16 protein-coding genes and 1 other annotated feature are annotated in these 13,102 nt (G+C 37.6%); all 16 genes read right to left on the bottom strand.

Going from position 1 to position 13,102, the window contains the following annotated elements; translation table 11 throughout:
• Window positions 1-45 precede the first annotated feature (45 nt).
• Window positions 46-269, bottom strand: a binding site (T-box leader).
• Window positions 270-365: 96 nt separating this feature from the next.
• The gene (locus tag MHI22_RS21050) at window positions 366-890 is read right to left on the bottom strand and encodes a DivIVA domain-containing protein (RefSeq protein WP_036125171.1); all 525 of its coding nucleotides are present in this window, start codon (window positions 888-890) and stop codon (window positions 366-368) included.
• Window positions 891-985: 95 nt separating this feature from the next.
• The gene (locus MHI22_RS21045) at window positions 986-1,774 is read right to left on the bottom strand and encodes a YlmH family RNA-binding protein (protein ID WP_058843471.1); all 789 of its coding nucleotides are present in this window, start codon (window positions 1,772-1,774) and stop codon (window positions 986-988) included.
• 273 nt (window positions 1,775-2,047) lie between these two features.
• On the bottom strand, window positions 2,048-2,329 hold the full coding sequence (locus tag MHI22_RS21040; protein ID WP_058843470.1) for a YggT family protein: 282 nt from the start codon (window positions 2,327-2,329) through the stop codon (window positions 2,048-2,050).
• 20 nt (window positions 2,330-2,349) lie between these two features.
• Window positions 2,350-2,847: a cell division protein SepF gene (locus tag MHI22_RS21035; RefSeq protein ID WP_036125175.1), complete on the bottom strand. Its 498-nt coding sequence runs from the start codon at window positions 2,845-2,847 to the stop codon at window positions 2,350-2,352.
• On the bottom strand, window positions 2,831-3,535 hold the full coding sequence (locus tag MHI22_RS21030) for a YggS family pyridoxal phosphate-dependent enzyme (protein WP_036125178.1): 705 nt from the start codon (window positions 3,533-3,535) through the stop codon (window positions 2,831-2,833). Before MHI22_RS21030 ends, MHI22_RS21035 begins: the two co-directional genes overlap by 17 nt.
• A 117-nt stretch (window positions 3,536-3,652) precedes the next feature.
• Complete coding sequence (locus MHI22_RS21025) at window positions 3,653-3,895, bottom strand: PRC-barrel domain-containing protein (protein ID WP_230593885.1); 243 nt, start codon at window positions 3,893-3,895, stop codon at window positions 3,653-3,655.
• Window positions 3,896-4,023: 128 nt separating this feature from the next.
• Window positions 4,024-4,797, bottom strand: a complete 774-nt coding sequence (gene sigG / locus MHI22_RS21020) for an RNA polymerase sporulation sigma factor SigG (RefSeq protein WP_004227313.1) — start codon at window positions 4,795-4,797, stop codon at window positions 4,024-4,026.
• Window positions 4,798-4,911: 114 nt separating this feature from the next.
• On the bottom strand, window positions 4,912-5,619 hold the full coding sequence (sigE, locus tag MHI22_RS21015; protein WP_009373518.1) for an RNA polymerase sporulation sigma factor SigE: 708 nt from the start codon (window positions 5,617-5,619) through the stop codon (window positions 4,912-4,914).
• 13 nt (window positions 5,620-5,632) lie between these two features.
• Window positions 5,633-6,466 carry a sigma-E processing peptidase SpoIIGA gene (locus MHI22_RS21010; protein ID WP_036125177.1) on the bottom strand — a complete coding sequence of 278 codons (834 nt, stop codon included), beginning with the start codon at window positions 6,464-6,466 and terminating at the stop codon, window positions 5,633-5,635.
• A 191-nt stretch (window positions 6,467-6,657) separates the two neighbouring features.
• Window positions 6,658-7,815 carry a cell division protein FtsZ gene (ftsZ, locus tag MHI22_RS21005; RefSeq protein ID WP_058843469.1) on the bottom strand — a complete coding sequence of 386 codons (1,158 nt, stop codon included), beginning with the start codon at window positions 7,813-7,815 and terminating at the stop codon, window positions 6,658-6,660.
• A 53-nt stretch (window positions 7,816-7,868) separates the two neighbouring features.
• Window positions 7,869-9,152 carry a cell division protein FtsA gene (ftsA, locus tag MHI22_RS21000; protein WP_036125235.1) on the bottom strand — a complete coding sequence of 428 codons (1,284 nt, stop codon included), beginning with the start codon at window positions 9,150-9,152 and terminating at the stop codon, window positions 7,869-7,871.
• Between the two features lie 95 nt (window positions 9,153-9,247).
• Window positions 9,248-9,619, bottom strand: coding sequence for a small basic family protein (locus tag MHI22_RS20995; RefSeq protein WP_036125237.1), 372 nt, complete (start codon window positions 9,617-9,619; stop codon window positions 9,248-9,250).
• Window positions 9,620-9,622: 3 nt separating this feature from the next.
• The gene (locus tag MHI22_RS20990) at window positions 9,623-10,342 is read right to left on the bottom strand and encodes a DUF881 domain-containing protein (RefSeq protein ID WP_036125239.1); all 720 of its coding nucleotides are present in this window, start codon (window positions 10,340-10,342) and stop codon (window positions 9,623-9,625) included.
• Window positions 10,343-10,463: 121 nt separating this feature from the next.
• The gene (locus MHI22_RS20985) at window positions 10,464-11,189 is read right to left on the bottom strand and encodes a DUF881 domain-containing protein (protein ID WP_036125243.1); all 726 of its coding nucleotides are present in this window, start codon (window positions 11,187-11,189) and stop codon (window positions 10,464-10,466) included.
• Window positions 11,170-12,000, bottom strand: a complete 831-nt coding sequence (locus MHI22_RS20980) for a cell division protein FtsQ/DivIB (RefSeq protein WP_036125245.1) — start codon at window positions 11,998-12,000, stop codon at window positions 11,170-11,172. The genes MHI22_RS20985 and MHI22_RS20980 overlap by 20 nt, the downstream gene beginning before the upstream one ends.
• A gap of 20 nt (window positions 12,001-12,020) precedes the next feature.
• Window positions 12,021-13,100, bottom strand: coding sequence for a putative lipid II flippase FtsW (gene ftsW / locus MHI22_RS20975; RefSeq protein ID WP_058843467.1), 1,080 nt, complete (start codon window positions 13,098-13,100; stop codon window positions 12,021-12,023).
• Between the last annotated feature and the right edge of the window lie 2 nt (window positions 13,101-13,102).

Here is a 13,102-nt window from a genome sequence, read left to right as displayed (position 1 = left end):
CAACTCAAACAATTCGTGAACAAATAAAAAAAGCCCTCAATCCCACTAAGGGACGAGAAGCTTCTACTCGCGGTACCACCCTACTTGTAGCACAAAAATATTGCACTACCTCTTTCAAGCACGTTAACGTCGTGCATCACGAAATAACCTACTTTTTTCAGCTATTTAGCTCAGAAGTGATGTTCAATGTTAGTTGCATGTTTGGGCTCTCACTGTCCCCAAATCGCTTAACTACGCCTAACAAATACTGTCTTCGTCTCTGCCTGTATGCATATCTTTTCAAAATAATTACTATTACAAAGTATATGAAATTCAAACAATGGCGTCAAGTTTCATTTGTCGAGTGCAACCATTAAAAAGAAAAGTTACATCTCTTCAGATTCTTGTGCTTCCTCAACAGATGCTTGAATTTCTGTTAAATCAATATCATATTGAAGCAAATGATCCCAGTCATCAGCATTAAGCAAATCAAGCTGTGCCTCAACAAGCATCTTGAAACGATTACGGAATACTTTAGATTGTTTTTTAAGCTCATCAATTTCAATCGTCACCTTACGAGCTTTTGTTAAAGCATCATTGACAATTCGATCAGCATTTTTCTCAGCCTCTTTTACAATGAGTTTAGCCTCTTTTTGTGAATTTCTTCGCACTTCATCAGCCGCTTCTTGTGCAACAACAATGGACTTCTGCAAAGTTTCTTCTAAGGAGCTAAAATGCCTCGCCTGTTCTAAGGCCATCTCTAATTGCTTATCAACCTCTTTTTTTTCACGTAACAAAATTTCGTAGTCTTTAATGATTTGGTCTAAAAATTCATTTACTTCATCTTCAGCATAACCTCTGAAAGCTTTTGTAAACTCCTTATTATGTATATCAATAGGTGATAATGGCATACAATCCTTCTCTCCTTTACATGTACATTCGTAATTTCTATTATACAATTGTTCCGACAACTTAGCAGTAAAAATTAATGAAATTTACTTCACTTTCAGCTTTTTTGGGCCAATCGACCGATTTGCAGACGGATTTTATCCTTTTTTGTACGGCCTTCTGTCATAATAATTTTCACACGACCGCTCCCTCGTATCGATAAAATATCCCCTTCTTGTAATTCAAAGGCAACTGTATCTCGCTCTGTCCAATTGACACGTACTTTATTCCCAGTAATCAAAGCTTGTGCCTTTTGACGTGACACATTTAAAATGGTAGCGATAATCACATCTAAACGCATGGATGAAACAGTATGAGATTCCTCAAACCACTCATCCTCATTGAAGAGAAGTGGCTCGTCTTGCTTTAAAGATTCAACATGTACCTTGACTTTACCAATACCCGTTAAATGCAAACGAACATAATCTGCTACCTCTTGTGCTACTACAAATTGCACCTGCTGCTCATTGACACGTATATCACCAAATTTACCACGATTCAAGCCTAATGATAACAAGGCCCCTAACACATCTGGATGCCGGAGCTGGACAAATTTCATAGGATAGTGAATTGTAAATACTGTCAGCTGAAAGTCTTCCTCCATAACTTCATAGTAAGCAGGATAAATAAGCATACGCTGTCTTTCTGCCCCGTCAAATAACCCTGCACATGCCGTTTTCAATGTGTCGTCCTGTCCGATAATAGATGTCACGATAAAACGCTGTCTGGGATCAAGAAAATCTGTTAGCTTAGGTGCATAGCGATCCTCTACCTCACGCTGCCAACTTATTACTTGTTCAATAAACGGTTGTTCATCTTTTCGAAAATGCTGAATTAAGTGTTCCATCTCGTTGTCTCCTCTTTCACTAGTTCTATATGCTTGGTGGGCTGGATGAACATAGTATTTCCAAGTTATGACGTCTTTGCATCATTGAGTATAATTTTTTTACATTTACTTAAAAAGCTCTTTTTTCCACTGGGGCAGTCTCATTATACAAGGATATTTGAACACCCGTTAAATAAACCTTTATCACCCTCTATTTTTTTGAACCACCGTTGCTCTTTCCGTACAAAAACATTGCTAAATAAAAAATCCCCACCTAAGAGTGAGGATTTACTGCTAAACGAACATAAGAAATATTTTCTGGATGACTATAACAAGCCCTCGTTCAATAAAATTCAACATGAAGATAGCCACAATTGGTGAAATATCAATCATTCCAAGTGGTGGAATGAACTTTCTGAAAATCCCTAAATACGGCTCACACACTTTTTCAAGCATACGTCCAATGGCTGAATTTTGAGCGGCAGGCACCCAAGACATTAAAATATAGCCAATTAGCATAAATGAATAGATTCTAAATGCTAATGATACATAACCAAGTATTATAAAAAAAGTCATATAAACTACAATCCTCGCTATTAATTATCGTCTAAAATAAAGTTTGTAATTTCACCAGTCACTTCTACATTATCTGGCGTACAAAGGAAGATATCTTTACCGATACGTTGGATATCCCCGGCAAGTGCATAGACTGTACCACTTAAAAAATCAATAATGCGTTTACCTTGCTCTCGTTCAATACGTTGTAAATTGACAATTGCAGCACGCTTATTTTTTAAATGCTCCGCGATATCTTGTGCTTCTGCATAAACTCTAGGCTCAATTAAAACAACTTTTGCTCCCTTAGAGCTCATAGCTGCCTGCAAGCTTACAATGTTGTTAGGCGTTGCTGAACTTTGCGGCATAATTTCTTGAATAGGCGCCCTACGCTCTTTAATCGTTTTTTTAGGCTTTACGGAATGAATCGGTTGCTGTTGTTGTATGGGCTGTTGCTGCTGAATAGGAGCTTGCGTGATTTCTTCTTCTAGTTCTTCTTCAAGGTAAAAGAAGTTTTTAATTTTATTTTTCATGCTCATCCTGTTCCCCTCTTTCATTTCCAACAAGAGCCGTTCCGACTCGAACAAAAGTAGCCCCTTCCTCTACCGCAATTTCAAAGTCATTAGACATGCCCATTGATAACTCGGTACAAGGTGCGTGTGCGAATCCTTGCTCGGCTATTTGCTGTTGACATTGTTTTAATTGCTTGAAAACAGAGCGAATGATTGCTTCGTCTTCTGTATTTGGTGCCATGGTCATTAAACCTACAACTTGAATCTTTGTAAAACTCTTTAACGCTTCTACAAAAGGCAAAACTTCTTCGATACTTAAGCCATGTTTTGATTCTTCACCCGAAACATTTACTTGTACAAAACATTTAACTGGCCGATCTGCTCTTTTTTCAATTTCTTCTGCCAGACTCAAACGATCTAAGGAGTGTAAATAATCAATGCTGTTAATGACTTGTTTTACTTTACGTGTTTGAAGTGACCCGATATAATGCCAATGTACATCAGCATGAATCTCTGCAATTTTACGTTGCAGGCCTTCAGGTCTATTTTCTCCTAAATGAGAGAGTCCTGCATCAATTGCTTCTTGTGTTCTTTCAACAGAAACTTCTTTCGTTACGGCAATTATTTGGACTTTATCACCCTGACGATTGCCTTTTTTTTCTGCTGCTGTTATTAAATCATGTAGTTTGTTTAAATTTGTTAAGATTTTTGTCACTGTTTTTCCCAACTTTACAACAATAGTTTCTTTTATTGTAACAAGCAATGCTTGATTTATCAATGAATAGCCTGACCTATGTCAGTTTACATTCACCACAATTTTATTAACATAGTCTTAGGAAAGTGCTTTAACTAAAATAACATCCTTGCCAACGACAAGCACATCCTTCATATACACTTTTCTTACAGACTCTTCCCCTTTAAAAAAACCAAGATATTTACGAGGCTCTGCAATCAAAAATGCTGTCACATAGCCCGTTTCTTTTGAGACTTCAGCATCTATTACAAAACCTATAAATCGCCCATTTCCTGCTTCAATCACTTCTTTTTGCTGTAATAATGAAAAACGCAATGACATACCTCCTCTATTCTTTATTTTTGTACATTCATTTCTATCATCAAACTTAGCTGTTACTTTATATTTATGTACCACTTGTTCATTGAATGAAGATAAAATGCGCACCGAATAATCCGATGCGCATTTTTTTATTTGTAATCTTTTTGCATTGTTTCAATAGCATTTTTTTCAAGACGTGAAATTTGTGCTTGGGAAATCCCCAATTCCTTCGCGATTTCCGTTTGCGTTTCGCCATAATAGAAACGTTTTGCAACGATCATTTGCTGACGTTCATCTAGCTTTTGCAAGCTTTCCTTTACCGACACGTAGGCAACCCATTGATCCTCTGATACATCATCATCACGTAATTGGTCCATCATATAAACAGCGTCTCCACCGTCTGAATAAATGGGCTCCTGTAATGAAACTGGATCTTGAATGGCATCTAAAGCGAATAAAACATCTTCTTTTTTCATGTCAATCATCTCAGCAATTTCTTCAATCGTTGGTTCACGCAAATTATCGGTTATCCATTGCTCTTTTGCCTGCATTGCCTTATAAGCTATATCTCTTAGAGAGCGCGATACACGCAATGCATGATGATCACGCAGATGGCGACGAATTTCACCAATAATCATTGGTACAGCATATGTCGAAAATCGTACATTATGCTTTAAATCAAAATGATCAATGGCTTTCATGAGCCCAATACAGCCCACTTGAAATAAATCATCTGCCTGTTCACCCCGATAGGCAAATCTACCGACAATACTAAGCACTAACCTTAAATTGCACATGACAAGCTCTTCTCTAATCTCAGTTTCTCCAGCTTGTAAACGGATGAAGAGTTCCTTCATTTCCTCGTGCTTTAAAATTGGCAAAGTCGATGTATCTAAGCCGCAAAGATCTACTTTTGTTCGCATATTCGATTCCTCCGGATGTTATTCTCTGACTAAACCGTGACATCAGTTTGTCCGAGAGAAACAAGAATATGCACAAAAGCTGCGACCAATTTTAGGTAGGTTAAATTTCCCTTTCTACGAAATCGGTTGATTTAAATTTTCACGTAAATCTTGAATAATTTTCTTTTCTAATCGGGAAATATATGATTGCGATATGCCTAAATGATCTGCCACTTCTTTTTGAGTCATTTCAACTTTTCCATTGAGACCAAAACGACATTCCATAATATACCGCTCTCGCGCACCTAATAAATTAATCGCATGGAACATATGCTGACGTTCAATTTTCTTCTCAACATTATCAAGAATAATATGCTCTTCTGTTCCTAAAATATCTGACAGTAATAATTCATTTCCATCTGCATCAGAATTTAGTGGTTCATCTAGTGAAACTTCACCCTTCATACGACTTGTTTTTCGTAAATGCATTAAAATTTCGTTTTCAATGCAACGTGATGCATATGTTGCAAGCTTAATATTTTTATCAGTATTGAACGTTTCAATCGCCTTAATTAAACCAATCGAGCCTATGCTGATTAAATCTTCTATTGGCGTGCCTGTGTTATCAAAACGTCTTGCAATATATACAACAAGACGTAAATTACGTTCAATTAGTGTGTCTCTAGCACGTAAATCACCGTTCATAAAGGATGCAATGACTGTAACTTCTTCTTCTCGACTTAATGGCACTGGCAATGAATCATTTCCCCCTATATAGTACGTTTCACGACTCCGAAACTTACTCCATAATTTTTTCAAGCTAGCAAGTAGCCTAAGAAGCAATAGTTCTCCCCCTCTATGAGTTATTTGAAAGCGCTGAAAAATGTAAAATTGCTGCTGTGCTATGTGGAAAATTTTTAGCTTTCTTGGTTAAAACGATATATTCATTCGTTTTCACTTGTGAGGGCTCCCCCTTTATATGCCACTCATCAAAACGAAAACCAAGCACTACGGTTTGCTGCTGTACCGTATTAACATGAATAAATCGTATATAACGCTGATAATCTTCTGAAAACATGGATACATTGTACGGATCTGTTTCTTGCCATTCTATTAATGATTGACGGAACGCTGAAGGTAAATGTGGCCGTAAAGCTGTATAGGAAACAAAATGAACCGGCTTTCCTGATAATGGCTCAATAGCTTGATTACCTGTATCCACAAAAGCAGAAAGTGGTATGGTTGCCCCAAAAATTTTTAAAGTTGTATCAAAAACAAATTGACCACTTAAGCGTTCTAGCTTTACAAAACCCCATTGCTTGTAGAATGCAATAAGATTTAAAACTGCAAGTAAAAAGCAAATCATAATAAAATGGGTAACAGAAAGATTTTTCAAAAAAGGTTGTAGAGCTGTTAATAAACCGCCAATAACGATTGTTGCTGTTAATACAATAGGACCTTGCTTCTGAAAACTTCGAATCTTGAAGTGAAATGCTATACCAATTAGCAATATAAAACTAAGAATCGTCGTCCACAGCATTTGACCGCCAATGACAGCTACAAAACTACTACAAATTGAACTCATTAATAATCTTGAATTCTTCACCAAGACCCCTGTTACTCTTGCCGTAAACGTGAGTATTGCTAGATTAAAAAGCGTATTAATGAGCACCAGCCATTCTCCATACATAACAGCCGCCTCCTACTTACAAAGTTAGCACGTTATTCCCACAAATATTGTCAAACAATCGCATCATTTCCTGAAAATGTTTTGACAAAATACATGGTTTCCTTACACATTTGAACAACATGTTATGCAATATAAAAAGCTCGTACCCTACCTAAGTAGAATACGAGCTTTCTAGAAGATTTATGCTTGTTTTATCCGCGATTTTTGCGGTTACGTAAAAATGCAGGTACTTCAAGCATGTCATCCTGTGCATAATGTTGCTGATTTTGACGTGGCTGCTCTTGTTGAACATGCGTTTCTTGTCGTTGTTCACGAATCGGCGCCTGTTGTTGTGGAGCAGATTGTCTGTTTATGTTGAGTGACGGTTTTGCTGTATTACGTTGTTGCTGTAGTGCTTCTTCAGTGAAGCCAGTCGCAATAACTGTAACAATGATTTCATCTTTAAGATTTTCATTAATAACAGAACCGAAAATCATATTTACTTCTTCATCTGACGCAGAAGCTACGATATCTGCCGCTTCTTGTACTTCAAATAAACTTAGATTTGAACCACCTGTAATGTTCATAAGGACACCTTTAGCACCATCAATTGACGATTCAAGCAATGGACTTGAAATTGCTTTCTTCGCAGCTTCAGAAGCTCTATTTTCGCCTGTTGCGATACCAATGCCCATTAATGCTGAACCTTTGTTAGACATAATTGTTTTCACGTCAGCAAAGTCTAAGTTAATAAGACCAGGTGTTGCAATTAAATCCGAAATACCTTGTACACCCTGACGTAAAACATTATCAGCTTCTCTGAAGGCTTCTAACATTGGTGTTGATTTATCAACAATTTGTAAAAGCTTATCGTTCGGAATCACAATCAGTGTATCTACTGATTCCTTCATGCCACCAATTCCACCGATTGCTTGTGTTTGGCGCTTACGTCCTTCAAACGTAAATGGGCGTGTGACAACCCCTACTGTAAGGGCTCCCAATTCACGTGCAATTTGTGCAATAACTGGGGCTGCACCAGTACCTGTTCCGCCACCCATACCGGCTGTCACAAATACCATATCTGCCCCACGAAGAACTTCTTCTAGCTGTTCTCTGCTCTCTTCAGCAGCCTTTTTTCCTACTTCAGGATTTGCACCTGCACCTAGTCCACGCGTTAATTTAGCACCAATTTGTAGCTTTATTTCCGCTTTGGATAAGTTTAATGCCTGTGCATCTGTGTTCACTGCGATAAAGTCAACGCCTTGTACACCATGTTCTATCATTCGATTGACCGCGTTGTTACCGCCGCCACCAACACCTATGACCTTTATTACTGCAAGTTCATCAACACTTGTATCAAATTCTAACATCTCTTTTTCCTCCCACGGTAACTCGACTCTGTATCATTCATTACGCATTCTAGTTAATCAAAAAACTTATCAAATAATTTTTTTGCTTTCCCGATTACGCTTTCTTTTGGTTCTGAAGGTGTAGAATACTCTTGCTTTTTATTTATAGCTGGTTGAGCCCCTACAGCTGCATATTCAACAGGTTGCGTATTCGTACTCTTACCGTAAAAATCATCTTCTAAATAGGCGTAACGAATAAGTCCAACTGCCGTCGCAAATGAAGGCTCTCTAACGCCAATATAATCGGGTGTATAGATTCTTACACGCGTTTGTAGAATTTGACGTGCCAATTGGGCTATTCCTTCAAGCTTTGCAACGCCACCGGTTAAAACAACGCCACCTGGTAAATCTCGAACACCTAAACGCGCCAACTCATCAATCACTAACTCCAATAATTCTTCTAATCTAGCGCCAATAATTTCTGAAATATAACGCTGACTGTACTGATCAGTTGAATCTGTACCTACAACAGGCACTTCAAAGACTTCATCATCAGATGCATCGTCATAAAAGGCATGTCCAAATTGGTGTTTGATCTGCTCTGCTTGTTCTGTTGGTGTTTTTAAAACGATTGAAATATCTTTCGTTATATGATCACCACCAACTGGTATGACACCCGTATGCGTTAACAAACCCTCTTCAAATACCGTGATTGTTGTAGATCCGCCTCCTAAGTCTATAAAGGCAGTCCCTTGGTTTTTTTCATCTTCAGTTAATGCAAAGTAGCCTGATGCTAATGGCTGCAAATATATTTCTCGTATACTTAAACCAGCTCGTTCTACACAGCGAAGAACGTTGTGTAGAAGCGTTTTGGAAGTCGTTATCATTGTTGCATCCATCTCAAGGCGGATGCCAATCATACCACGAGGATCTTTAATTTCATCAAGGTTGTCTACAATAAACTGTCTTGGAATGATGTTAACTAATTCACGTTCAGGAGGTATCGACATGACTTGTGCAGATTCTACCACTCTGTCTAAATCATCATCTGTAATTTCTCTATTTTCACTATTCACAGCGACAACACCTTTAACTAGCTGTAACATCGTCTGGTTAGCTGGAACGCCTAAAACGACTTCATGAATTTGATAACCTGTCATTCGTTCGGCTTGTTCTACTGCTTTTCGAATAGATTGTACTGTTGCATCAATATCAACAATTGCACCTTTTCGAACGCCATTCGATTTTACATTTCCGACGCCAATTACATGTAATTGCCCGTCACTCATTTCACCTATTAATACCTTGATAGAGGAGGACCCAATATCAAGTGAAATGTATAAATCTTGCTGATTCAATTCGCTGCACCTCCTTGAAAAATGCTCTTATTTTCATTCTATTGTAAATTTGGCATAATGTCTAAGCAAATCGAGTATTTTGGTCAATTTTTCTCTCATTCTATGGAAGTTCTTTTTCTCTTGTGACGTTTTTCATCTAAGCGGGTTAGTAATATACGCCTAATTATTGCTATATTTTGGAACAAACGTACTCCAAAAGCGAAAATGGCTGCTAAATACAAATCAATCCCTAAGTTCACGCCTATAAAGGCTAAACCCGCTGCTAGAACTATATTAAAAAAGAATCCTGATACAAATACTTTATCGTCGTAAACTTGCTGTAATTGCGCGCGAATACCACCAAATAATGTATCTAAAGCTGCTAAAACAGCTATTGACAGATAATTTTCATACATAGAGGGGATTTGTATATTTGTTAACAAGCCAAGGGCAAGTCCAAATAGCAAACCTAAAAATGGTAGCCACATATATTAATCTCCTTTTTTTACCTCTGCTAAATAATCATTTGTCAATGGCTGATCAAATGCTGGAATTTGTAACTGCTCAGTTGGCTCTTCAATCACTAAATTAAAATTATCTAAATAAAATGAGTCTACAAATGTTGAGGCTTGTAGTGAATTATACAATTTTTGTGCTGCTTTATAATTGCTTGTCCCAACATGAACCTCGAAAGTAGGGGAAGACAATGGTATACTATTCACTGTTGTCTTACCATTTATATCCCGAATGGCTGTTGTTTGTACAACACGGTTGCCATCGATGGAAACACTCGTAGCATCATTTTTAAAAAGCGTATTTAATAACTGAGTTAATAAATCGGGTGAAATTTCTTTAATTTCATACCCCATTTCAATTAATTCTGGTGCAGGTTCAACATGTAGTATGACGCCTGCCCCCATAACTTCTGTTAATCCTGCCTGTAGCTTTAAACGATTTAATGTTTCATTTAAAGCTGCTTGCTGATTTACTTTCTCAGATTGCTCATAGCGATCCACTACTTCATGAAGTGAGCGAATTTCTGCCAGTAATGCGGAATGTCTTTGTTTTTCTTGTGCTAATTCCTCTCTTATTGCCCAAATATCTCGTGTATCTCGCTCAGCTGGTTTTTGTATGGTATTGTATTGTACCGCTATCATCAAACCGATAATAAATAGCACGATCGTTATTCGGGTGTACATATTTCTTTTCAAAATAGCCCCTCCTAGACGTATCGCATGCCCCGCAGAATTCATATTTGAATTGTAAATACTACAATCGTCTATTTATCTGGAGGCTAAGTTAGACTTTAAGTAGGATCAATAAAGCTTGTCCTTAACTCTCTACTTTTACTTTTGGCATTGTCAGCTTTTGATTTTCTTCCAATGACACGATAATATTGTCATTTAATAGCTGATCCACCACACCACCATTTAAATTTAAAGAAGCCATTAAAGTTTCTGAATCACCTACTGCTTCTATCACAAATGGCGCTGGGTGCTGTGTCCCATCAATTGTTATCACTGGTCCATTACAGCGAATATAGGAATTAGCCATAACACGTTGTCCATTGATAGCAATGGCTTGAGCACCTGAAATTTTCAGTTCGTTCAACAATTTAAAAACATGGCTTTCATGAACGATATAATCATTTGGATTCAAAGATTTCGGATCATAGTCTCCATCTTGAAGAGTTACACGTATGCCTTTTCCCTCACTTTTTAGTTCACCAAGTAATAAACGTAAATCCTCTGCTTGTTCAACAAGCTTCTTATAATCCTTTTCATTTGAAGCAAATGATTTTTCATACTTTCGAATCTGTTCTTGTAAATTATTTAGCTCTTCTGTAAGCTCTTTATTGCGTTCTTGTTGAGTGATTAACTCCTCACGATAAGAGTCCTCTTGCTCAAAAAGCTCTGAATTAATAGTGCCTGCTTCCCGATTGTCTTTTGCTTGGTTGTATGAATAGCCTATGATAAATCCTGTTGTTACACAAACAATTAGTAATTCAAATTGTTTTCTAGAAAAAAAACTCCCTTTGCTATTCTTCTTGTTGTTCATCTTCCGTCACTTCCTGGTTAACCATTTCCCCATCTGCACTTGCTTCCAAGTCAATACTTATCTTGTTGTACTCCTCATTAAAAGGACGATAGTATGAACCGACCTCTAAATCGATCACACCTTTTTCTAAGTTGGCAATTTGCGCAACGATCGAGGGGTAGTAATCTAACTTTTCCGCCAGCGTCTGAATCACAGCACGTACTTCATAGCCATCATTCATATAAAGCTTGACCGCATTTGGATTCGCATCATTACTATTCGTGTTAACTTGAGAAATTAAAGCCAAAACTTCCGGCTTTAATTGCGCTAGCTGCTCAACAAGCTTATTAATGGTTTTTTCACCGGTTATCCCGATAAAAACAGGTGCATCAATTGGTGTATCATTACCAGTTTGTTCAAAGCGTTTGCCGTTTTCTAGCAAAGGATAGTAGGTGCCGTCTCCAGCTAAGTACGCAACCTTTTTCCATTCTTTTATTTCAATTGTAACGCCTTGTAGCCAGTTACGTTTAACATGTGCTTCTTTTACCCATTTATCCTTTAATAAAATCTGCTCAACATCTTCCACTTTGAAACCCCACATTGATTTACCTGGAACAAGGGTACTTGTCTCCAAATAATATTCGTCATTCGCTAGCTTAGCACCATGAACTGTGATTTTCTTGATATTGCTATATGGAGATTGAAAATAAAGGAGTACTGCTAACACAATAAAGAAAAGTAATATTAGCACTATAAATTTCCGGTTAGTACGCTTTTTTCGTCGCTTTTTAAGCGTAGGTATGCGATCTTCTATATCGATTACTTTCTCCAAAAAGTACTCCTCCTTTATATTTATTTCGCTAATTGATAAATAATACCTATTATTAACCACATTGTTACTAAAGATGTACCTCCGTAGCTAATAAAGGGCAATGTAACACCCGTTACTGGCACTAAACCTATTACGACAGCTATATTTAGAAATGCTTGCACCATCAACATCGTAACAAGCCCGATAATCGCATAATAGGATGTTCGATTTTTAGCCTGTACAGCAAATTTATAGCCTGCATAAATTGTCAGAACAAAGAGCGCTAAAATGACAAGGCCACCAATTAATCCGACTTCTTCTAAAATAATCGCGTAAATAAAATCATTTTGCGGTTCAGGTAAATAAAGGAATTTTTGACGACTTTGACCAAAACCATGACCGAATATCCCTGCTGGACCAATTGCCATTAAGGATTGCACTGCTTGGAATCCACTTACTAAGGGATCTGCCCATGGATCAAGAAATGCTTCTATACGCTTTAGACGATAGGGTGCTGTCGCAATGAGCCCTACCAATCCAGCAACACCAACTAGCATAATCATGGCGTACAGTTTTAGAGGATAGCCAGCGACAAAAAATAATAAAAACACAGAGACAACAAGAATAAATACTGAGCCGAAATCAGGCTGCAACATAATAAGGGCAACGGGTAGTAGAAGAATCGCCCCATGGCGCCAATTAACAATCGGTTTTCCTGTTTTATGTTGCGCTAATATATGACTCAAGTACACAATGACTGTAATTTTCGTTAGCTCTGCTGGCTGAATTGTTAATGGACCTAAACCAATCCAGCTTTGCGAGCCATTTCTCACAAGCCCAATACCTGGAATTAGTACGAGAACAAGTAAAATTAACGAAAATATATAGGCCATTTTCCAAAAGGACTGCTCTCTCAAAATATTTAATCGAATCGTGATTAAAAATACGATAATGGCTACCACAAAGTATATGCTTTGCTTCATATAAAACGGCATTTTTCCACTATAATGAACGGCACTCCAGTAGGTACCTGCAGAATAGACGAAAACAATGCCGATTATTGATAGCATCAAAGTTGTGACGAGCAATAAGTAACTTTCTTTACCTCTCAGTAATGCCATCC

The organism is Lysinibacillus sp. FSL L8-0312 (genome assembly GCF_038003285.1).
Classification (GTDB): Bacteria; Bacillota; Bacilli; order Bacillales_A; family Planococcaceae; genus Lysinibacillus; species Lysinibacillus fusiformis_D.
This window is presented reverse-complemented; position numbering and strand designations above follow the sequence as displayed.

What these genes read in the sequence shown, in the direction of transcription:
- ftsZ (WP_058843469.1), bottom strand. Translation starts at nt 7,815, where the DNA reads ATGTTAGAATTTGATACAAGTGTTGATGAACTTGCAGTAATAAAGGTC.
- MHI22_RS21050 (WP_036125171.1), bottom strand. Translation starts at nt 890, where the DNA reads ATGCCATTATCACCTATTGATATACATAATAAGGAGTTTACAAAAGCT.
- ftsW (WP_058843467.1), bottom strand. Translation starts at nt 13,100, where the DNA reads ATGGCATTACTGAGAGGTAAAGAAAGTTACTTATTGCTCGTCACAACT.
- MHI22_RS21025 (WP_230593885.1), bottom strand. Translation starts at nt 3,895, where the DNA reads ATGTCATTGCGTTTTTCATTATTACAGCAAAAAGAAGTGATTGAAGCA.
- MHI22_RS21035 (WP_036125175.1), bottom strand. Translation starts at nt 2,847, where the DNA reads ATGAGCATGAAAAATAAAATTAAAAACTTCTTTTACCTTGAAGAAGAA.
- MHI22_RS20995 (WP_036125237.1), bottom strand. Translation starts at nt 9,619, where the DNA reads ATGTGGCTACCATTTTTAGGTTTGCTATTTGGACTTGCCCTTGGCTTG.
- sigG (WP_004227313.1), bottom strand. Translation starts at nt 4,797, where the DNA reads ATGCGAACAAAAGTAGATCTTTGCGGCTTAGATACATCGACTTTGCCA.
- MHI22_RS20985 (WP_036125243.1), bottom strand. Translation starts at nt 11,189, where the DNA reads ATGAACAACAAGAAGAATAGCAAAGGGAGTTTTTTTTCTAGAAAACAA.
- MHI22_RS21040 (WP_058843470.1), bottom strand. Translation starts at nt 2,329, where the DNA reads ATGACTTTTTTTATAATACTTGGTTATGTATCATTAGCATTTAGAATC.
- MHI22_RS21010 (WP_036125177.1), bottom strand. Translation starts at nt 6,466, where the DNA reads ATGTATGGAGAATGGCTGGTGCTCATTAATACGCTTTTTAATCTAGCA.
- MHI22_RS21045 (WP_058843471.1), bottom strand. Translation starts at nt 1,774, where the DNA reads ATGGAACACTTAATTCAGCATTTTCGAAAAGATGAACAACCGTTTATT.